Annotated in this window: 20 protein-coding genes; 18 read left to right on the top strand and 2 right to left on the bottom strand. The window is 65.2% G+C overall.

What is annotated here, in order from left to right:
• Positions 1–119: 119 nt before the first annotated feature.
• On the top strand, positions 120–554 hold the full coding sequence (locus tag HPT29_RS05490; RefSeq protein ID WP_009763496.1) for an Hsp20 family protein: 435 nt from the start codon (positions 120–122) through the stop codon (positions 552–554).
• 25 nt (positions 555–579) lie between these two features.
• Positions 580–846 (top strand): BQ00720 family protein, encoded by a 267-nt coding sequence (locus tag HPT29_RS05495; RefSeq protein ID WP_173948462.1) that lies wholly within the window; start codon positions 580–582, stop codon positions 844–846.
• 21 nt (positions 847–867) lie between these two features.
• On the opposite strand, the gene HPT29_RS05500 is transcribed toward HPT29_RS05495, so the two are convergent.
• Positions 868–1,623: an alpha/beta hydrolase gene (locus HPT29_RS05500; RefSeq protein ID WP_173948461.1), complete on the bottom strand. Its 756-nt coding sequence runs from the start codon at positions 1,621–1,623 to the stop codon at positions 868–870.
• A gap of 100 nt (positions 1,624–1,723) precedes the next feature.
• Between HPT29_RS05500 and HPT29_RS05505 the strand changes: the two genes are divergently transcribed.
• The 6 genes from HPT29_RS05505 to pheT all read left to right on the top strand — a co-directional run bounded on the left by HPT29_RS05505 (position 1,724) and on the right by pheT (position 8,209).
• Complete coding sequence (locus HPT29_RS05505; protein ID WP_173948460.1) at positions 1,724–2,938, top strand: glycosyltransferase family 4 protein; 1,215 nt, start codon at positions 1,724–1,726, stop codon at positions 2,936–2,938.
• A gap of 136 nt (positions 2,939–3,074) precedes the next feature.
• Positions 3,075–3,596: a translation initiation factor IF-3 gene (gene infC, locus HPT29_RS05510; RefSeq protein ID WP_009494552.1), complete on the top strand. Its 522-nt coding sequence runs from the start codon at positions 3,075–3,077 to the stop codon at positions 3,594–3,596.
• 200 nt (positions 3,597–3,796) lie between these two features.
• Positions 3,797–3,997, top strand: a complete 201-nt coding sequence (rpmI, locus tag HPT29_RS05515; RefSeq protein WP_109598789.1) for a 50S ribosomal protein L35 — start codon at positions 3,797–3,799, stop codon at positions 3,995–3,997.
• A gap of 43 nt (positions 3,998–4,040) precedes the next feature.
• Positions 4,041–4,409 (top strand): 50S ribosomal protein L20, encoded by a 369-nt coding sequence (gene rplT / locus HPT29_RS05520; protein ID WP_009494554.1) that lies wholly within the window; start codon positions 4,041–4,043, stop codon positions 4,407–4,409.
• A gap of 292 nt (positions 4,410–4,701) precedes the next feature.
• On the top strand, positions 4,702–5,784 hold the full coding sequence (pheS, locus tag HPT29_RS05525; RefSeq protein WP_173948459.1) for a phenylalanine--tRNA ligase subunit alpha: 1,083 nt from the start codon (positions 4,702–4,704) through the stop codon (positions 5,782–5,784).
• A 13-nt stretch (positions 5,785–5,797) separates the two neighbouring features.
• Positions 5,798–8,209 carry a phenylalanine--tRNA ligase subunit beta gene (gene pheT, locus HPT29_RS05530; protein WP_173948458.1) on the top strand — a complete coding sequence of 804 codons (2,412 nt, stop codon included), beginning with the start codon at positions 5,798–5,800 and terminating at the stop codon, positions 8,207–8,209.
• 22 nt (positions 8,210–8,231) lie between these two features.
• On the opposite strand, the gene HPT29_RS05535 is transcribed toward pheT, so the two are convergent.
• Positions 8,232–9,020: a HesA/MoeB/ThiF family protein gene (locus HPT29_RS05535; protein WP_173948457.1), complete on the bottom strand. Its 789-nt coding sequence runs from the start codon at positions 9,018–9,020 to the stop codon at positions 8,232–8,234.
• A 152-nt stretch (positions 9,021–9,172) separates the two neighbouring features.
• Between HPT29_RS05535 and HPT29_RS05540 the strand changes: the two genes are divergently transcribed.
• From HPT29_RS05540 to HPT29_RS05585, 10 genes are all read left to right on the top strand, one after another.
• Complete coding sequence (locus tag HPT29_RS05540) at positions 9,173–10,177, top strand: BMP family lipoprotein (protein ID WP_173948456.1); 1,005 nt, start codon at positions 9,173–9,175, stop codon at positions 10,175–10,177.
• Between the two features lie 124 nt (positions 10,178–10,301).
• Positions 10,302–11,825, top strand: coding sequence for an ABC transporter ATP-binding protein (locus tag HPT29_RS05545; protein WP_173948455.1), 1,524 nt, complete (start codon positions 10,302–10,304; stop codon positions 11,823–11,825).
• On the top strand, positions 11,825–12,259 hold the full coding sequence (locus tag HPT29_RS05550; protein ID WP_173948454.1) for a VOC family protein: 435 nt from the start codon (positions 11,825–11,827) through the stop codon (positions 12,257–12,259). The genes HPT29_RS05545 and HPT29_RS05550 overlap by 1 nt, the downstream gene beginning before the upstream one ends.
• Complete coding sequence (locus tag HPT29_RS05555) at positions 12,256–13,359, top strand: ABC transporter permease (protein WP_173948453.1); 1,104 nt, start codon at positions 12,256–12,258, stop codon at positions 13,357–13,359. Before HPT29_RS05550 ends, HPT29_RS05555 begins: the two co-directional genes overlap by 4 nt.
• Before the next feature lie 3 nt (positions 13,360–13,362).
• A complete protein-coding gene (locus tag HPT29_RS05560) occupies positions 13,363–14,268 on the top strand; it encodes an ABC transporter permease (protein WP_173948452.1) in 906 nt (301 codons plus the stop codon).
• 2 nt (positions 14,269–14,270) lie between these two features.
• The gene (gene cdd / locus HPT29_RS05565) at positions 14,271–14,675 is read left to right on the top strand and encodes a cytidine deaminase (protein WP_173948451.1); all 405 of its coding nucleotides are present in this window, start codon (positions 14,271–14,273) and stop codon (positions 14,673–14,675) included.
• 59 nt (positions 14,676–14,734) lie between these two features.
• Positions 14,735–15,556 (top strand): purine-nucleoside phosphorylase, encoded by an 822-nt coding sequence (locus HPT29_RS05570; protein WP_173948450.1) that lies wholly within the window; start codon positions 14,735–14,737, stop codon positions 15,554–15,556.
• Entirely contained in the window at positions 15,549–16,310 is a 762-nt protein-coding gene (gene deoC / locus HPT29_RS05575) for a deoxyribose-phosphate aldolase (protein WP_173948449.1), read from the top strand. Before HPT29_RS05570 ends, deoC begins: the two co-directional genes overlap by 8 nt.
• Position 16,311: 1 nt before the next feature.
• Positions 16,312–17,634: a thymidine phosphorylase gene (gene deoA, locus HPT29_RS05580; protein ID WP_173948448.1), complete on the top strand. Its 1,323-nt coding sequence runs from the start codon at positions 16,312–16,314 to the stop codon at positions 17,632–17,634.
• Positions 17,631–18,572 (top strand): 2-hydroxyacid dehydrogenase, encoded by a 942-nt coding sequence (locus HPT29_RS05585; RefSeq protein WP_173948447.1) that lies wholly within the window; start codon positions 17,631–17,633, stop codon positions 18,570–18,572. Before deoA ends, HPT29_RS05585 begins: the two co-directional genes overlap by 4 nt.
• Positions 18,573–18,630 lie beyond the last annotated feature (58 nt).

Below are 18,630 nucleotides of genomic sequence, written 5' to 3' on the forward strand. Positions count from 1 at the left end.
CCTTGATAGGGCGGGACACCATCGCCATATTGCCGACAGCGGCTCCTTCCGGAGCCACTTGAGTGCCGCATGAGCGGGCTCAAAACCAAACGAAGTGCCTCTAACCTTGGGCTTCGAACATGTCGCGTCAGTCGCCCTTTGGGCATCCGTTCCTGCTAGGCTTCGATGAGATCGAGCAGGCCCTCGACCGTGTCGCCAAGGCGGCGGGAGATGGCTATCCGCCCTACAACATCGAGCGCTTGGCGCGCACGGAACACGCTCCCGAGCGTCTCCGCATCACCCTGGCCGTCGCCGGTTTCACCCGGGACCAGCTGGAGGTGACCTTGGAAGAGAACCAGCTCGTGATCCGGGGCCGTCAGTCCGATGACAAGACAAGGCACTTCCTTCATCGCGGCATCGCCGCCCGTCAGTTCCAGCGCACCTTCCTCCTCGTCGACGGCATGGAGGTCATGGGAGCGGACCTGTCCAACGGATTGTTGTCGATCGATCTTGTCCGGCCTGAGCCGGAACGGATCATCCGAAAGATCGACATCATCGCGTCGGACAAGGTGTGACGGCATCCGCAACAAGGAGATGTCCATGAACTTCGATATCAAACACCATGTCGAGCCGGTCCTTGGAGTTGCCGAACTGGCCTCCCTGGGCGTCGGGCAGATGGCTTACGTGAAGCCGCTCGAGTCCGACGAAGTGGCGCGGCTGTTCCCGCAGGCTCCCAAGCTCGAGCCCGGCATGCGGCTGTTCGCCCTCCTGTCTGCCAGCGGCGAACCGATCCTGCTGACCGACAATCACGACGCCGCCGTGGCCAATGCCTGGGCGCATGACCTGACGACGGTGAGCCTGCATTAAGGCTCACCTCCTTCCCTGACATCAGGCAATCCCTTCCACCGCAGCGATCAGCCGCACGATGTCCTCCGGCCGGGAGAGCCGGTGGTCGCCGTCCTTGATCAGGGTCAGCGACACGCTGTCTCCCAGCAGGTGCTCGACGAGCTCGAGCGCGTGGCTCGACGGCACGTCGGGATCCTCCATGCCCTGCAGGATGTGAACAGGGCAGCCGGTCCGGATCGGCCCGCCGAGAAGCAGGTGCCGGCGTCCGTCCTCGATCAGCCTCCAGGTGATCGGGTAGGGATCGTCCGAATAGGCCGAGGGCCGGTGGTAGACACCGGTTTCCCGAACGCTCTTCCTGAGAGCCTCTGGAAATCGCTGCCACATCAGCCGCTCGGTCATGTCGACCGCCGGGGCGATGAGAACGATCCCCGCAGGAGCGATCTCCGGCCGCTTTTCCATAAGGTGACGGGTCATCAGAAGGCTGATCCAGCCGCCCATGGAGGAGCCGACCAGGACCGGGCGCTCCGTCACGAACCGCTCGATCACGGTCAAGGCGTCCTCGAGCCAGCGGGAGATGGTCCCGTCCTCGAACGCTCCCCCCGACTCGCCATGTCCGCTATAATCCAAGCGCAGGAACGCGCGGTGGTTCGCCTCCGCCCACGCGTCGAGGGCGGTCGCCTTGGTGGCGCGCATGTCGGACTTGAAGCCTCCGAGCCAGACGACGGGCGGACCCTTGCCCTCCCGGAACAGAACGGCGATGGGGCGGGCATCCTGGCCAGCCGTGACGCTTTGCGGCATGGTTAACTCATCCTCAACTGCTTTGAAGCAACCGTTTCTAGACGATTCTTTTGAGAAGGCTTCTACATCCGTGAGTTTTTCAACGCGACCTGGCGGAGGGATGGCTTTTCCATCGTCTCATGTGCATCCGCTGGAGGGCCGGACCATCCTGCAGATCGTGCCTGAATTGGAAGCCGGCGGAGCCGAGCGGACCACGGTCGATATTGCCGAGGGCCTGGTCCATGCCGGGGCCCGCGCCCTGGTGGCCACCGAGGGCGGGCGACTGGTCGGCGAGCTCCAGACCAAGGGCGGTGTCTGGATTCCGTTCCCGGCGGCGACGAAGAACCCGTTCTCCATGCTCCTCAACGTGCGCAAGCTCGCCCGGATCTGCCACAACGAGCGGGTTTCCCTCGTGCATGCGCGGTCCCGGGCGCCTGCCTGGGTGGGGCTGGGTGCTGCGCGCTCGCTCAACATCCCCTTCGTGACGACCTATCACGGCAGCTATTCGGGACGTTCGTCGGTCAAGGTCCTGTACAATTCCGTCATGGCCCGGGGCGATGCGGTCATCGCTAATTCCGAGTACACGGGCGAACTGATCCGGGCCGTCTACCCCCAGGCCGGAGACCGGATCCGCGTCATCCACCGGGGGACGGATTTCGCCGTGTTCTCCCCGCAGGCTGTGGCGCCGGAGCGGATCGAAGCCCTGCGAAAGGCTTGGGACGTCTCCCCCCACGAGCGCGTGGTGCTGCTCGCCGCCCGCCTGACCGGCTGGAAGGGCCAGAAAGTCCTGATCGAAGCGGCGGCTCGGCTCCGTGATGGGGGCCTCACAGACGTGGCCTATATTCTCGCGGGCGATCCGCAGGGGCGGGATTCGTACGTGAAGGACCTCGACGGCCTGATCGAGGCTCGCGGGCTGAAAGGCGTCGTGCGCCGGGTCGGGCATTGCACCGACATGCCAGCAGCCTTCCTGGCGGCTTCGGTCGTCACTGTACCCTCGACCGAGCCGGAGGCCTTCGGCCGCTCGGCCGTGGAGGCGCAGGCCATGGGAACGCCCGTCGTTGTGTCCGATCTGGGGGCCGTGCCCGAGACGGTCCTGTCCCCGCCGGCCGTGCCGCCGCACGAGCGGACGGGCTGGCGGATTCCGGCCGGCGATCCCGATGCGCTCGCGGAGTCCATCGGGGCGGCGCTGAGCCTGGGGGCCAGTGCTAGGATCGCCCTGGGCGCCAGGGCTCGGTCCCATGTGGAGCGTCATTTCTCGCTCGAACGCATGGTCTCGAGCACCCTTGATGTGTATTCGGCCCTTCTGACGGGCCGTTTTACCCATAGAACAAGTTGACTTCCCGCGCATTTGCGCGAAATGTCGATTCATTCGTGGCAAGGCTGAGCATTCCAGCAGGGATCCCTCAAGGGTCCCCGATCCTCGGCCTAGCCCTCAACAGGAGATACGAGCCATTCGCAGACCAATGAGAGCCATGCCGGTGCCGCAGAAGGACGGACCGCGCGCCAACCGAGACATTCGCGGTGTTCGCGAAGTGCAGCTGATCGACGATGCAGGGCAGAACCGGGGCGTCGTTCCCTTCTTTGATGCCCTCAAGGTGGCCGAAGAGGCCGGCCTCGATCTCGTGGAGATCTCGCCGAACGCCACACCTCCCGTCTGCAAGATCCTCGATTACGGCAAGTTCCGCTTTCTCGAGCAGAAGAAGGCCGCCGAGGCGCGCAAGAAGCAGAAGACGGTTGAGGTCAAGGAAATCAAGCTGCGTCCCGGCATCGATGACCACGATTACGAGGTCAAGATGAAGGCCATGAAAGGCTTCTTCGAGGAAGGCAACAAGGTGAAGATCACCCTGCGCTTCCGCGGCCGCGAGATGGCGCACCAGTCCCTCGGCCTGAAGGTGCTGGACCGGGTGAAGGCCGATGTGGGCGATCTCGCCAAGGTCGAGATGGAGCCGAACTTCGAAGGCCGCCAGGTCGTCATGGTCCTGGCCCCGCGCTAAGGGGCTCCCGATACAGTGAAATTCATGGCTGCCGGAGTGCCGGCGGCCATTGCTTTTTGGGTGGGCTTCTGCCATAAGCCGCCCTTCATCGAACCGCCCGGCTGTTAGGGCTGCCGTGGCGGTTCGTTTTGCTCAAGCAGCAAGACTGGGCCTGCAGGGCGGTTCAAGCCGCCCCTTCGGCCTGACCAAAGGAGAGCCAAATGCCCAAGCTGAAGACGAAGTCTGGCGCGAAAAAGCGCTTCAAGATCACTGGCACCGGCAAGGTCGTTTACGCCCAGGCCGGCAAGCGCCACGGGATGATCAAGCGGACCAAGAAGCAGATCCGCAACCTGCGCGGCACCACGACCATGTTCGAGGGCGACGCGTACAACGTGAAGAAGTACTTCCTGCCGAACGGCTAAGGCGGTTCTTCCCCCACATCCCGGATTTTGAAGGAGTTTTTAAATGGCCCGCGTCAAACGGGGCGTTACCGCCCACGCCAAGCACAAGAAGGTTTTCAAGGCAGCCAAGGGTTTCTACGGCCGCCGCAAGAACACCATCCGCATCGCCAAGCAGGCGGTCGAGAAGAGCATGCAATATGCCACTCGCGACCGTCGCAACAAGAAGCGCACCTTCCGCGCTCTCTGGATCCAGCGCCTCAACGCTGCCGTCCGCACGCATGGCTTGACCTATTCCCGATTTATCGACGGTCTCGGCAAGGCTGGGATCGAGGTCGATCGCAAGGTCCTGTCCGAAATGGCCATCCACGAGCCGGCGGCTTTCGCCGCTTACGTGGACGCTGCCAAGGCCGCCCTGCCGCAGCAGGCCGCCTAAGTTGGATAGACTCGCTTCGGTGCGGCTGGCTTGATCGGCCGCACCGCCTTACCCCCCTTCTCCCGAGACCATCCGCGCTGACGGCCAGAGGGCTGTCGGTTGCCCCTCGGCACATCGTACGGAAAAGTGGACCCGGTTTTCCGCTTTCAACGATGTGCTCATCGAAAAGGGAGCATCGGATGGATCCCAGAAGTGCAGATCCACTTTTGGGTCCGATGCTCTAGCGGCTCGGAAGACTTGACCGTTCCCGCGCCGCGCTCCACTCAAAGCGCTTGCATCTGGCAAGGGACCGATGACCGATCTCAATCAACTTGAACGTGACCTGCTGACCCAGGTCGAAGCCGCCGGCGACGAAGCGGCCCTGGAAACCGTCCGCGTCTCCGCGCTCGGCAAGAAGGGCTCCGTCTCCGAACTCCTGAAGACTCTCGGCGCCATGACGGCCGAGGAGCGCAAGGAGCGCGGACCGCTCATCAACGGCCTGCGCGACAAGGTGCAGGGCGCGATCTCAGCCAAGAAAGAGACGCTGGCGGAGGCCGCACTCGAGGCCCGTCTGGCCGCCGAGCGCATCGACGTGACGCTTCCCGTCCCGGAAGCGCCCGAATCCCGCGGGCGCGTCCACCCGATCAGCCAGGTGATCGAGGAACTGACGGCGATCTTCGCCGATATGGGCTTCTCCGTGGCCGAGGGGCCGGATATCGAAACCGATTATCTCAACTTCACGGCGCTGAACTTCCCCGAGGGCCATCCGGCCCGCGAGATGCACGACACCTTCTTCCTCGCTCCCGACGAGAAGGGCGAGCGCAAGGTGCTGCGCACGCACACCTCGCCGGTCCAGATCCGCACCATGACCTCGCAGACGCCGCCGATCCGGGTGATCATCCCCGGTCGAACCTATCGGCACGATTCGGACCAGACCCACACGCCGATGTTCCACCAGGTGGAAGGCCTCGTCATCGACAAGCAGGCCAACATCGCGCACATGAAGTGGATCCTGGAGGAGTTCTGCAAGGCCTTCTTCGAGGTCGAGCAGGTAAAGATGCGCTTCCGTCCGTCCTTCTTCCCCTTCACGGAACCCTCCGCCGAGGTCGACATCCAGTGCTCGCGCAAAGGCGGCGAGATCCGCTTCGGTGAGGGCACGGACTGGCTCGAGATCCTCGGCTGCGGCATGGTCCACCCGAACGTGCTGAGGAATTGCGGGCTTGATCCGGACGAGTACCAGGGCTTCGCCTGGGGCATGGGCATCGACCGCATCGCCATGCTCAAATACGGCATGCCGGATCTGCGCCCCTTCTTCGAGGCCGATGTGCGCTGGCTGAACCATTACGGCTTCCGCCCGCTCGACATTCCGAGCCTTGTCAGCGGCCTGACTTCCTAAGCGGAGAGCACCCATGAAATTCACCCTCTCCTGGCTGAAGGATCATCTCGAGACGTCAGCCTCCCTCGACGAGATCGTCGAGACTCTCACCCGCATCGGCCTCGAGGTCGAAGGGGTCGAGGACAAGGCGAAGTCCCTGGCGCCCTACACGGTGGCGTACGTGATCTCCGCCGAGCAGCACCCGAATGCCGATCGCCTGCGGGTGTGCATGGTCGATACTGGCGCGGGCGCCCCGATCCAGGTGGTCTGCGGCGCGCCGAACGCCCGCACCGGCATGAAGAGCGTGTTCGCGCCGCCTGGCACCTACATTCCGGGCAAGAACATCACGCTCGGCGTCGGTACCATCCGGGGCGTCGAGAGCGCCGGCATGCTGTGCTCGGGCTCGGAGCTCGAGATCTCGGACGACCACGACGGCATCATCGACCTGCCCGAGGATGCACCGGTCGGCCAGCCCTACGCGGCCTATGCGGGCCTCGACGATCCGGTGATCGAGATCAACCTCACGCCGAATCGCCCCGACTGCACGTCGATTCACGGCATCGCCCGTGACCTTGCGGCGGCCGGGCTCGGCACTCTCAAGGGGGACGCCGTTGCGCCTGTCCAGGGCAGGGGTACCTGCCCGGTTTCGGTGACGATCGAGGACGAAAGCCTCTGTCCCGCCTTCGCGCTTCGTCTCGTGCGCGGCGTGAAGAACGGTCCGTCTCCGGAGTGGATGCAGCGCCGCCTGCTCTCCATCGGCCTCCGCCCGATCAACGCGCTGGTGGACATCACCAACTACATGACCTTCGACCGGGGCCGTCCGCTCCATGTGTTCGACGCCAAAAAGGTGAAGGGGAACCTCACTGTCCGTCGCGCCAGGGACGGCGAGGAGGTGCTGGCGCTCGACACCCGCAGCTACAAGCTCGATCCGAGCATTGTGGTGATCGCTGACGAGAACGGCGTCGAATCCATCGGCGGCATCATGGGCGGCGAGCACTCGGGCTGCGACGAGAATACGACTGACGTGCTGATCGAATCCGCGCTCTGGAATCCGCTCAACATCGCGCAGACCGGTCGCAAGCTCGGCATCATCACGGATGCGCGCTACCGCTTCGAGCGCGGGGTCGACCCGGCCTTCACGGTGCCGGGCCTCGACCTTGCCACCAAGCTCGTCATCGACCTGTGCGGCGGCGAAGCGAGCGAGGCCGTGGTGGCCGGAAAGGTGCCTGAGGACAAGCGCGTCATCGACTTCCCGTGGAGCGAGGTTCCGCGCCTGTCGGGTCTCGACGTTCAGCCCGGCGAGTCCGAGCAGATCCTGAAAAAGCTCGGCTTCGCCGTTCAGGGCTCGGGCGAGCGGGTCAGCGTCCTGGCGCCGTCCTGGCGCCCGGACGTCGAGGGCAAGGCCGATCTCGTCGAGGAGGTCATCCGCATCGCCGGCCTCGACCGGATCGAGTCGAAGCCCCTCCCGCGCCTGGAGGATACGGTCGCGAAGCCGATCCTGACCCTTATCCAGAAGCGTACGCGGCTTGCCCGCCGTGCGTTGGCCGTGCGCGGGCTGGTGGAGGCCGTCACCTGGTCGTTCATCGCCAAGAGCGAGGCGGAGCTGTTCGGCGGTGGCAACAGCCGGCTGGCTCTCGCCAACCCGATCGCGGCCGAGCTCTCCGACATGCGTCCGAGCCTGCTCCCGGGCCTCCTGAAGGCGGCACAGCGCAATGCGGATCGCGGGCTCGGCGACGTGGCGCTCTTCGAGGTCGGCCAGACCTTCGCGTCCGACGAGCCCGACGGCCAGTCGATCAAGGCCGCAGCCGTCCGTCGCGGGACGGCACGGGCAGAGAGCGTGGGCCGTCACTGGAACGGCGGGGCGCAGAGCGTCGATGCCTTCGACGCCAAGGCCGACGTGCTGGCGCTGCTGGCGGCGTTGGGAATCCCGGCCGGCGGTCTCCAGATCGTGGCGGGCGGTCCGGCATGGTTCCATCCGGGGCGTTCCGCCACGCTGCAGTTCGGACCGAAGAACGTGGTCGGGGCCTTCGGCGAGGTGCACCCGAAGATCCTGAAGGCGCTGGACCTGAAAGGCCCGCTGGTCGGGTTCGAGCTCAATCTCAACGCGCTGCCGCCGCCCAAGGCCAAGCCGACCAAGATGAAGCCGAAGCTCAGCCTGCCCGACTTCCAGCCGCTCACCCGCGACTTCGCCTTCGTGGTCGGCCGCAACGTGGCCGCCGGCGACATCGTGAAGGCCGCCCAGGGAGCCGAGCGCCAGCTGATCGTGGGTGTCGACGTGTTCGACATCTACGAGGGCACCGGGATCGATCCGGACAAGAAGTCCGTCGCGATCGCCGTTACCCTGCAGCCGACGGAGAAGACGCTCACCGACGTGGAGATCGAGGCCGTGTCGGCCAAGATCGTCGGCGAGGTATCGAAAAAGACGGGCGCCGTGCTGCGCTCGTAAGGAGAGATTGCCCGGGCGCGGCTCAGGCCTTGTCCGGGCGTTCCGTTCCGCTCAGCGGGTTCGCCTCATCCCATCCGTAGTGGACCGTGTCGAACCGCATCGCGCGCGCATCGACCATCAGCAGGCGCCCGACGAGGCTGTCGCCGAAGCCGACGATCTCGCGGATCACCTCCATGGCCATCAGGCTGCCCATGACCCCTGCGAGGGCGCCGAGCACGCCGGCTTCCGCGCAGGTCGGGATCGTCCCGGCGGGTGGCGGGGAGGGGAAGACGCAGCGGTAGGTGGGGTTCGGTTTTCCACCCGGGCCGGTCTCATGGGCCCGGATCGTGGTGAGCGAGCCGTCGAACTGCCCGAGCGCTGCCGTCACCAGGGGCTTTCTCTCGAAATAGCAGGCATCCGACGCCGCGTAGCGGGTGTCGAAATTGTCCGACCCGTCGGCCACGATATCGTAGCGGCCGATCAAATCCCGCGCGTTCTCCGCCGTCAGCCGAACGGCGTGAGGCTCGACGGTCACATGCGGGTTGAGCCGTTCAATGGCCCCAGCCGCGCTTTCCACCTTGGAGCGCCCGAGATCCGGCGTGCCATGGATCACCTGCCGTTGCAGGTTGGACAGGCTCACCGTGTCGTCATCCACGATACCGATGGTGCCGATGCCGGCTGCGGCGAGGTACTGGATCAGGGGAGCGCCCAGACCGCCGGCGCCGATCACGAGCACGCGAGCGGCCTTGAGCCTGAGCTGGCCCGGCCCGCCCACATCGCGCAGAACGATGTGGCGGGCATAGCGGTCGATTTCGTCCGATGAGAGAGCCATGTCATGACCTTACGGGAATCGGTTTAGCTATCAACTATTCCTTGAAGGAAATAACATGCCGCCTTGACAGAGGCCTTGGCGTTGTGACCCTTGCCGTGCCATCGTCAGGGGGCAACCGGCAACAAGCCGGCGTCTAACAGGGAACAAAGCCGATGACAGTTACCAAGTTCGGCCTCGCGCTCGCGGGGCTCGCCTTTTCCGCCTCGGCTGCCTTCGCGCAGCAGGCGGCCTTCAAGCCCGCCGTCGTCTACGATCTGGGCGGCAAGTTCGACAAATCCTTCAACGAAGGCGTTCACACGGGCGCCGAGAAGTTCAAGAAGGACACAGGCACCGATTACCGCGATTTCGAGCCGCAGAACGATGCCCAGCGCGAGCAGGCCCTGCGCCGCTTTGCCCGTGACGGCTTCTCGCCCATCGTGGCCGTCGGCTTTTCGCAGGAGACCGCTCTGAAGAAGGTCGCCGAGGAGTTCCCGAAGACCCAGTTCGCCATCATCGATGCCGTGGTCGAGAAGCCCAACGTGCAGTCCATCGTGTTCAAGGAGCATGAGGGCTCGTTCCTAGTTGGCCTCCTGGCCGCGCAGGCGTCCAAGTCGGGCAAAGTCGGCTTCGTGGGCGGCATGGACATCCCGCTCATCCGCAAGTTCGCCTGCGGCTACGTCCAGGGCGTGAAGTACGCCAAGAAGGACGGCGAGGTGTTCCAGAACATGACCGGGACCACGGGTGCGGCCTGGAACGATCCCGTAAAAGGCGGCGAGCTTGCCAAGAGCCAGATCGATCGCGGCGCCGACGTGATCTACCATGCGGCCGGCGGCACCGGCGTGGGCGTGATGCGCGCCACCGCCGACGCGGGCAAGCTCGGCATCGGTGTCGACTCGAACCAGAACGGCCTGCATCCGGGCAAGGTCCTGACCTCCATGGTCAAGCGCGTGGACGTGGCGACCTACAATGCCTTCGATCAGGCCAAGAAGGGTGCCTTCAAGGCTGGCGTGTCGGTTCTGGGCCTCGCCGAGGATGGCGTGGCGTGGGCGCTCGACGACAACAACAAGTCGCTGATTACCGCCGACATGAAGGCCGCCGCCGACAAGGCCGCGGCCGACATCAAGTCCGGCGCCATCAAGGTGCACGACTACATGTCGGACTCCAAGTGCCCGATGTAAGGTGAATCATGTTTCGGCCGCAGGCTCGCAAGAACCTGCGGCCGGATCTTTTTTCGACCCGGTTTTGTTTTTCCGATAAGATCCGGCACTTGTTTTCTTCTTGCCGGCAGACCCTTCGAGGCCGATGTCCCCAGCCATTGAACTCATTGCCATCAACAAGAGCTTCGGCGCCGTTCACGCCAACCGGGACGTGAACCTGCGCGTGGAGCGCGGCACGATCCACGGCATCGTTGGTGAGAACGGCGCGGGCAAGTCGACTCTGATGTCGATCCTGTACGGGTTCTACGAGGCGGATTCCGGCGCGATCCACGTCAACGGCAAGCCCATTTCCATCCGCTCCCCCATCGATGCCATCTGTGCCGGCATCGGCATGGTCCACCAGCATTTCATGCTGGTCGAGCCGCTGAGCGTCGTCGACAACGTGATGCTCGGCGCCGAGGGCGGTGCCATGCTGCGCGCGGGCGAGGCCAAGGCGCGTGCGGAACTCTCCAGGCTCGCCAAGGATTACGGCCTCGAGATCGACGTGGATGCCATTGTCGGCGACCTCTCGGTCGGCCTGCAGCAGCGCGTGGAGATTTTGAAGGCACTCTATCGCGGTGCCGACATCCTCATTCTTGATGAGCCCACGGCCGTGCTCACGCCGGCCGAGGCCGACGCCCTGTTCGTTCTGCTCCGCTCCCTCAAGGAGCAGGGCAAGACCGTCATCCTCATCACGCACAAGCTGCGCGAGATCATGGCAATCACCGATCGGGTCTCGGTGATGCGGCGCGGCGAGATGGTGGCGAGCGTGGAGACGGCCGTCACCTCGCCCCCGGAGCTGGCGGAGCTGATGGTCGGTCGCCGCGTGCTCCTGCGTGTCGAGAAGGCCGACAAGACGCCCGGTGCGCCATTGCTCGACATCGACAACCTCTCCGTGGTCGATTCCCGCGGCGTTGTGTGCGTCGCAAACGCGACCTTCACCGTTCGTGCGGGCGAGATCGTCGGCATCGCGGGTGTTGCAGGCAACGGACAAAGCGAGCTGATGGAGGCGATCGCCGGCATGCGCCATTCCGCGCTCGGCTCGATCCGGTTGGAGGGACGTGACATTCCGGCCTCGGAGCACAATCCGCACCGCATGCGTCAGCTCGGCCTCCTGCACGTGCCCGAGGATCGGCTGCGCATGGGGCTCGTCCCGGCCTTTCCGGCCTTCGAGAGCGCCATCCTGGGCTTCAGCGACGAGCCTCACCTTGGCCGCGGACCGATCCTCGACCATGACCGCTTGATCGCGGACCTGGCGAAGAAGATGGAGCAGTACGACGTGCGCCCTCCAGCGCCACGGCTGAAATCCTCGAAATTTTCCGGCGGCAACCAGCAGAAGATCGTGCTGGCGCGCGAGATCGAGCGCAGCCCCAAGGTGCTTCTCGTCGGTCAGCCGACCCGTGGCGTCGATATCGGAGCCATCGAGTTCATCCACCGCCGCCTCATCAGCCTGCGCGATGCGGGCGTCGCCATCCTCCTCGTCTCCGTGGAACTCGACGAGATCATGAACCTGTCCGACCGTATCCTAACCATGTGCGGCGGCAGGATCACCGGCGAGCGCAAGGCCTCCGAGACGAACGAGCAGGAACTCGGCCTGCTCATGGCCGGCGTGACGGACGAGGCGGCGTGATGCAACCGCGTCTAACCCTCGTCACTCTTGGCGTCTCCGATCTCGCGGCATCCCGCGCGTTCTACGAGGCCTGGGGCTGGACGGCCTCGTCCGCCAGCCAGCCCAGCGTCACCTTTTTCCAGGCGAACGGTTTGGCGCTCGCCCTGTTCGGCCGGGGGGACTTGGCCAAGGATGCGGGTCTCGAGGACACGCCCACGGGCTTTGCTGCCATTTCGCTCGCCTACAACGCTCGCTCCAGGCAGGAGGCCGACGAGGTCTATGCACGTGCCGTGAAGGCCGGCGCGCGTCCGCTCAAGCCGCTGCAGGATGTTTTCTGGGGCGGCTATTCGGGCTATGTCACGGACCCCGACGGACATCTCTGGGAGATTGCCTGGAACCCGTTCTTTCCCCTCGATGAGCAGGGACACATGTTCCTGCCGGATAGTCAGACGTGAGCGCTCCACTCGACCTGCCCAGATGGGCCGATACGGTTCTCGTACCCGCCATTTCCGTGGTGGCGGCTTTTCTCGTCGCCGGCCTTGTCGTGCTCGGCATCGGCGAGAACCCGCTTTCCGCCACCCGCTACCTGTTGCAAGGCAGCCTCGGGACCGGGGAGGGGCTCGGCTTCACTCTGTTCTACATGACCGACTTCATCTTCGTCGGACTGGCGGTTGCGGTGGCCTATCATGCCGGATTGTTCAACATCGGCGGCGAAGGGCAGGCGACCCTCGCGGGTCTCGGCATCGCGCTCGTCCTCAACAACCTGACCTTTCTGCCCGGCTTCCTGCTCATCCCGCTCGGCATTCTGGGCGCTGCAGCCTTCGGAGCAGCTTGGGCGGCCGTTCCCGGCTACCTCCAGGCAAAGCGCGGCAGCCACATCGTCATTACGACGATCATGTTCAACTGGCTGGCCAGCGTACTGATCGTCTATCTGCTCGTGAACGTGCTGCGCGAGCCGCAATCCATGAACCCGGAAACGCGCGCATTCCCCGACCAGTCCTATATTCCGTTCATGCACGAGGTCTTCGCCGCTTTCGGCATCGAGATCCCGGCCTCGCAGCTCAACCTCACGCTGGTTCTGGCGCTTGCGGCATCCTATTTCGTCTGGCTCCTCATCTACCGCTCGCGCCTGGGCTATGCGATCCGCGTCGTCGGATCGAACCCGACGGCGGCCGTGTATGCCGGCATCTCGCCCGCGCGCATCATCATCGTCGCGATGATCATCTCCGGTGCGTTGGCCGGCGGCCTCGCGGTCAACGAACTCATGGGCTATCAGCATCGCCTGCTCCTGGAATTCACATCGGGCTACGGCTTCGTCGGCATCGCGGTGGCGCTCATGGGACGCGCTCATCCCGTCGGCATCATCCTGGCCTCGCTCCTCTTCGGCATCCTCTATCAGGGCGGTGCGGAACTGGCCTTCGAGCAGCCGGCCATCACCCGCGACATGGTGGTGGTGATCGGCGGCATCATCATCCTATTCGCCGGTGCCCTCGACGGACTGTTCCGACGCATCGTGGCGCATCTGTTCACGCGCCAGAAGCTGGCGAGGGCTTGAGCCATGGATCTCAGCTCCTTCGTGACGGTCTTCGACTCGGCCCTGCGGCTCTCGATCCCGCTTCTCGCCGCGTGCCTGGCCGGGCTCTGGTCCGAACGCTCCGGCGTGGTGGATATCGGTCTTGAGGGCAAGATGCTGGTGGCGGCTTTTGCCGCGGCGGCGGCCGCCTATGCGTTCGGATCGGCCTGGATCGGGCTTGTGGCCGGGATCGGCGCATCGGTGGTTTTCGGTCTCATCCACGGCTTCGCCTCCATCAGCCAGCGCGGCAACCAGATCGTTTCCGGCGTCGCCATCAACATGCTGGCCGCGGGGCTGACTGCCATCGTGGGTAACGCCTGGTACGCCCAAGGCGGGCGCACCCCGCCCCTGGAGGGCGTGCAGCGGTTCGGCGATGCGATCTTCGGCCATTCGGCTCTCGTCTACATCGTGCTGCTGGCCGTGCCACTCACCTGGTTCGTGCTGGGGCGGACCCGCTTCGGTCTTCGCCTGCGTGCCGTGGGCGAGAACCCGGCCGCAGTCGACACGGCGGGCATCTCGGTGACGGGCCTGCGCTACACGGCTGTCATCATCGGCGGCGTTCTCTGCGGCATCGGCGGAACCTATCTGTCGGTCGGCCAATCGGCGGGCTTCCTGCCCAACATGACGGCTGGCAAGGGCTTCATTGCGCTCGCGGCCCTGATCTTCGCCAAATGGCGAGCTTGGCCGGCGCTCGGCGCCTGCTTCCTGTTCGGGCTGCTCGATGCCATCGCGATACGACTGCAGGGAATCTCGCTGCCCGGCATCGGCGAGGTTCCGGTCCAGGCGATCCAGGCGCTTCCCTACCTCATGACCGTCATCCTGCTCGCCGGCGTCATCGGCAAGGCGATTCCGCCCCGGGCTGCCGGCGTGCCCTATGTGAAGGAGCGCTGAGCATGGCATCGTTGGACACCCTGTTCGAGGCTGCAAGGGCGATTCAGGCCAAGGCCTATGCACCCTATTCGCGCTTCAAGGTCGGTGCTGCGATCGCCACGCCCAGTGGTCAGCTCTTCATCGGATGCAACGTGGAGAACGCGGCCTATCCGGTCGGCTCCTGCGCGGAAGCCGGGGCCATCTCGGCCATGATCGCGGCCGGCGAGAGCCGCATCGCCGAGATCGTCGTGATGGGCGAGGGCGAGCACCTCGTCACGCCGTGCGGCGGCTGCCGCCAGCGCATCCGCGAGTTCGCCACGCCCGATACGCCCATTCACATTGCCGGCCCCGAGGGTATCCGGAAGCGCTTCACGCTCGACGAGCTGTTGCCCTTCTCCTTCGGGCCGGACAACTTGACGGATCGTTAGATTGGATCCGAAGCCTTTTGCGATGATGAAAGGATGGCCTGCGGTTCAGGCCTGAAACGATGACGATGAACCAGATGATTCAGGAAGCGGCCGAATTCGTCCGCGCCCGCGGCTTCGACGGCCATTTCGATGCGGCTTTCGTGCTCGGCACGGGGCTCGGAACCCTCGTCGAAGAGCTGAGCGATGCGGTGAGCCTCCCATACGCGGAGATTCCGCATTTTCCTGGAAGCGGCGTTTCCGGTCATGCCGGCAAGCTCGTGACCGGCTCCCTCGAAGGCAAGCGGGTGCTCCTGTTCCAGGGCCGCGCTCACTACTACGAGACGGGCGATGCAGGGGCGATGCGCATTCCGGTTGCCTTCGTGAAGGAGCTCGGCATTCCGGTCTTGGTCGCCACCAATGCGGCGGGATCGGTGCGCGCCGATATTCGTCCGGGAAGCCTCGTGGCGATCAGCGATCACCTGAACCTCTCGGGCGGCAATCCGCTCCTGCGCGATCACTCCGAGGGCCGCTTCGTCTCGCTCACCAACGCCTACGACGCGGACCTGCGCCGGGTGCTGCAGCGCGCCGCAGGCAAGAGCGGCACCGACCTTCCCGAGGGCGTCTATGCATGGCTCTCCGGCCCGAGCTTCGAGACTCCGGCCGAAATCAGGATGGTGCAGATCCTGGGCGGCGATCTGGTCGGCATGTCGACAGTGCCGGAGGTGATCCTCGCGCGTTATTACGGCCTGAAGGTCGCGGCCATCTCGGTCGTCACGAACCTTGCCGCCGGTATCGAAGGTGCTTCGCCCTCGCATCAGGAAACCAAGGACACGGCGGCGGAAGCGTCAGAGAAGTTCAAGCGTCTCATCCGATCCTTCGTTGCGGAGCTGCCCCATGTCTGATGCGACCATCGCAACCCGCGCGCTGCGCAGTCTCGATCTCACCGACCTGACGGAGACCTGTACCGATCAGGCCATCGATACGCTCTGCAGGAAGGCGGTCGATCCGCACGGGCCGGTAGCGGCCGTCTGCGTGTGGCCGCAATTCGTGAAGCGCGCACAGGAGAACCTGCGGGGATCACCCGTGCGCATCGCCACGGTGGTGAATTTCCCCGCCGGCGGCGAGGATGTGAGCCGCGTCACCGACGACACGCAGGAGGCTCTCTCCGACGGCGCCAACGAGATCGATCTCGTGCTGCCTTACGAGGCCGTGCGGCGAGGCGATCTCGCCGTTGCGGCCGAGATGGTGGAGGCGGTGCGCGATCTCGTCGATCAGGGGCGCCTTTTGAAGGTCATCCTGGAGACGGGCGAGTTGACGGATCCGCACCTCATCGAGACTGCAAGCCGCATCGCGATCGACGCGGGCGCTGATTTCATCAAGACGTCGACCGGCAAGACGCCGGTATCGGCGACCCCGGAGGCCGCCGAGATCATGCTCAACGTGATCAAAGCGTCGGGCAAGGCGGTCGGGCTCAAGCCCTCCGGCGGCATCCGCACGGTTGCTGACGCGAACATCTATCTCGATCTGGCCGATCGCATCATGGGCCCGGGCTGGGCGACGCCGCGGACATTCCGCATCGGCGCGAGCAGCGTCTATGACGCGCTCATCGCCGCCATCGAGGGACGGGCCGGCACGGCGGCCATCGGAACCTACTGACATGACGCTTCTTCCGCAGGAAATTATCCGCCACAAGCGCGACGGCGGCACGCTCGATCCTGAGCATATCGAGCACTTCATCGAAGGCCTTACGGCAGGCCGTGTCACCGAAGGACAGGCGGCATCCTTCGCGATGGCGATCTTCTTCCAGGGACTGTCCGTGCCCGAGCGCGTGGCCCTGACGCGCGCGATGATGAACTCGGGCACGGTGCTCACCTGGGATCTGCCGGGTCCGGTTCTCGACAAGCATTCGACGGGCGGCGTCGGCGACACGGTCAGCCTCGCGCTCGGGCCTGCGGTCGCGGCCTGCGGCGGCTATGTGCCGATGATCTCCGGACGCGGCCTCGGCCACACGGGCGGCACCCTCGACAAGTTCGATTCCATTCCGGGCTATGTCACGCAGCCCGATATCGACACGTTCCGGCGGGTCACGCGTGAGGTCGGCTGCGCCATCATCGGCCAGACGGCCGATCTTGCGCCGGCCGACAAGCGCCTCTACGCCATCCGCGATGTGACGGCGACGGTCGAGTCGATCGACCTCATCACGGCGTCGATCCTGTCCAAGAAGCTGGCCGCAGGCCTCCAGGGTCTGGTGATGGACGTGAAGTTCGGCACCGGCGCCTTCATGAACAATGCCGAGGATGCGCGAAAGCTCGCCGAAAGCCTCGTGCTCGTGGCCAACGGCGCGGGTCTTCCCACAAGCGCGCTTCTCACCGACATGAACGAGTCGCTGGCTTCCTCGGCCGGCAATGCGGTCGAGATGGCCTATGCGGTCGACTATCTGACCGGGCAGCGTCGCGAGAAACGCTTCCACGAAGTCACCGTGGAACTGTCCGCCGAGATGCTGCTGCTCGGCAAGCTTGCCGCCACCATCGAGGAGGCGCGCGACAGGATCGAACGCGCGATCTCGTCCGGGAAAGCGGCCGAAGTGTTCCAGCGCATGGTGGTCGCTCTCGGCGGTCCTGGCGACTTCCTGGAAAGGCACAAGGCCCATCTGCAGGCTGCGCCGGTCGTTCGCGACATCCACGCCGAGCATGCTGGCGTCGTGCAGAAAGTTGCCGCGCGTGGTATCGGCGTCGCCGTCGTGGCCCTCGGCGGAGGGCGTACACGGCCGCAGGATCCGATCGATCATGCCGTAGGACTCACCGAACTCGCGGCCATCGGCGAGACGGTCGACGCCCACCGTCCGCTCGCCATCGTGCATGCGCGCACCGAAGAGGCGGCGGAGGCGGCCGCGCGGGCGGTGCGCGCCGCCTATGTGATCGATGCCGGCAAGGCTGGCCCCGGCCCGACCATTCTCGACCGGATCGGAGCGACCGCATGAGCCTTCTCGTCGCCGTCACCTGGGAAACGCAGCCCTGGGTCGAACGCTTCAGGCGCCACCTGCCGGACAGGGCCATCGCCGTGCTGGGTGAGGATTTCGACAGAAGTGCCATCCGCTATGTGGCGACCTGGGGTCCGAAGCCCGGGAGCCTGTCCCACCTGCCGAATCTCGAAGCGATCTTCTCACTCGGCGCCGGGGTCGATCACCTGATGAGCTATCCCGATCTGCCCGATGTGCCCATCGTGCGCGTGGCGCAGGACGATCTCACCCATCGCATGAGCGAGTACATGGTGCTGCACTGCCTCATGCATCTGCGTGAGCAGCGCCGCTTCGACGAGGACCAGAAGGCGAAGCGTTGGAATCCCGATCGTGCGCCGCCGATCGCCGGCGAGGTCCGAGTCGGCATCATGGGGTTCGGGGTGCTGGGGCAGGATTCCGCCCGCAAGCTGAAGATGATGGGCTTCGACGTGGCGGGCTGGAGCCGCACGTCGAAAGTCGTGGAGGGTTTCGATGTCTATGCGGGCGAGGGGGGACTGACCCCGTTCCTGAATCGCACCGACATTCTCATCGCGCTCATGCCGCTCACGCCGGACACGAAGGGCATCCTCAAACGCTCCCTGTTCGAGAAACTCCCACGGGACGGCAAGCTCGGCGGGCCAATCCTGATCAATGCGGGGCGCGGCAAGCTGCAGGTCGAGGCGGACATCCTCTCCTGCCTTGACGACGGCACGCTGATGGCGGCGACCCTCGACGTGTTCGAGACGGAGCCCCTGCCGGAGTCGTCGCCGCTCTGGACGCATTCTCGCGTGACGATCACGCCGCACAACTCCGCGACGAGCGAGCCGGAAGCGACGGCTCGCTACATCGCGCAGCAGATCCGCCGCCATGAGGCCGGGGAGGTGTTCGAGAACGTGGTCGATCGGGCGCGGGGATATTAGGAAGGGTCCCGGCTTCGATGTCATCACCGGCCTTGTGCCGGTGATCCCGATTGGTTGA

This window comes from Microvirga terrae, assembly GCF_013307435.2.
GTDB classification, from domain to species: domain Bacteria; phylum Pseudomonadota; class Alphaproteobacteria; order Rhizobiales; family Beijerinckiaceae; genus Microvirga; species Microvirga terrae.

Excerpts from the sequence above, each read along its gene's own strand:
- HPT29_RS05505 (WP_173948460.1), top strand. The coding sequence starts at position 1,724 with ATGGCTTTTCCATCGTCTCATGTGCATCCGCTGGAGGGCCGGACCATC.
- pheT (WP_173948458.1), top strand. The coding sequence starts at position 5,798 with ATGAAATTCACCCTCTCCTGGCTGAAGGATCATCTCGAGACGTCAGCC.
- HPT29_RS05585 (WP_173948447.1), top strand. The coding sequence starts at position 17,631 with ATGAGCCTTCTCGTCGCCGTCACCTGGGAAACGCAGCCCTGGGTCGAA.
- HPT29_RS05535 (WP_173948457.1), bottom strand. The coding sequence starts at position 9,020 with ATGGCTCTCTCATCGGACGAAATCGACCGCTATGCCCGCCACATCGTT.
- HPT29_RS05495 (WP_173948462.1), top strand. The coding sequence starts at position 580 with ATGAACTTCGATATCAAACACCATGTCGAGCCGGTCCTTGGAGTTGCC.
- HPT29_RS05490 (WP_009763496.1), top strand. The coding sequence starts at position 120 with ATGTCGCGTCAGTCGCCCTTTGGGCATCCGTTCCTGCTAGGCTTCGAT.
- rplT (WP_009494554.1), top strand. The coding sequence starts at position 4,041 with ATGGCCCGCGTCAAACGGGGCGTTACCGCCCACGCCAAGCACAAGAAG.
- HPT29_RS05545 (WP_173948455.1), top strand. The coding sequence starts at position 10,302 with ATGTCCCCAGCCATTGAACTCATTGCCATCAACAAGAGCTTCGGCGCC.
- HPT29_RS05560 (WP_173948452.1), top strand. The coding sequence starts at position 13,363 with ATGGATCTCAGCTCCTTCGTGACGGTCTTCGACTCGGCCCTGCGGCTC.
- infC (WP_009494552.1), top strand. The coding sequence starts at position 3,075 with ATGCCGGTGCCGCAGAAGGACGGACCGCGCGCCAACCGAGACATTCGC.
- HPT29_RS05550 (WP_173948454.1), top strand. The coding sequence starts at position 11,825 with ATGCAACCGCGTCTAACCCTCGTCACTCTTGGCGTCTCCGATCTCGCG.
- pheS (WP_173948459.1), top strand. The coding sequence starts at position 4,702 with ATGACCGATCTCAATCAACTTGAACGTGACCTGCTGACCCAGGTCGAA.
- cdd (WP_173948451.1), top strand. The coding sequence starts at position 14,271 with ATGGCATCGTTGGACACCCTGTTCGAGGCTGCAAGGGCGATTCAGGCC.
- deoA (WP_173948448.1), top strand. The coding sequence starts at position 16,312 with ATGACGCTTCTTCCGCAGGAAATTATCCGCCACAAGCGCGACGGCGGC.
- rpmI (WP_109598789.1), top strand. The coding sequence starts at position 3,797 with ATGCCCAAGCTGAAGACGAAGTCTGGCGCGAAAAAGCGCTTCAAGATC.
- HPT29_RS05540 (WP_173948456.1), top strand. The coding sequence starts at position 9,173 with ATGACAGTTACCAAGTTCGGCCTCGCGCTCGCGGGGCTCGCCTTTTCC.
- HPT29_RS05500 (WP_173948461.1), bottom strand. The coding sequence starts at position 1,623 with ATGCCGCAAAGCGTCACGGCTGGCCAGGATGCCCGCCCCATCGCCGTT.
- deoC (WP_173948449.1), top strand. The coding sequence starts at position 15,549 with ATGTCTGATGCGACCATCGCAACCCGCGCGCTGCGCAGTCTCGATCTC.
- HPT29_RS05570 (WP_173948450.1), top strand. The coding sequence starts at position 14,735 with ATGACGATGAACCAGATGATTCAGGAAGCGGCCGAATTCGTCCGCGCC.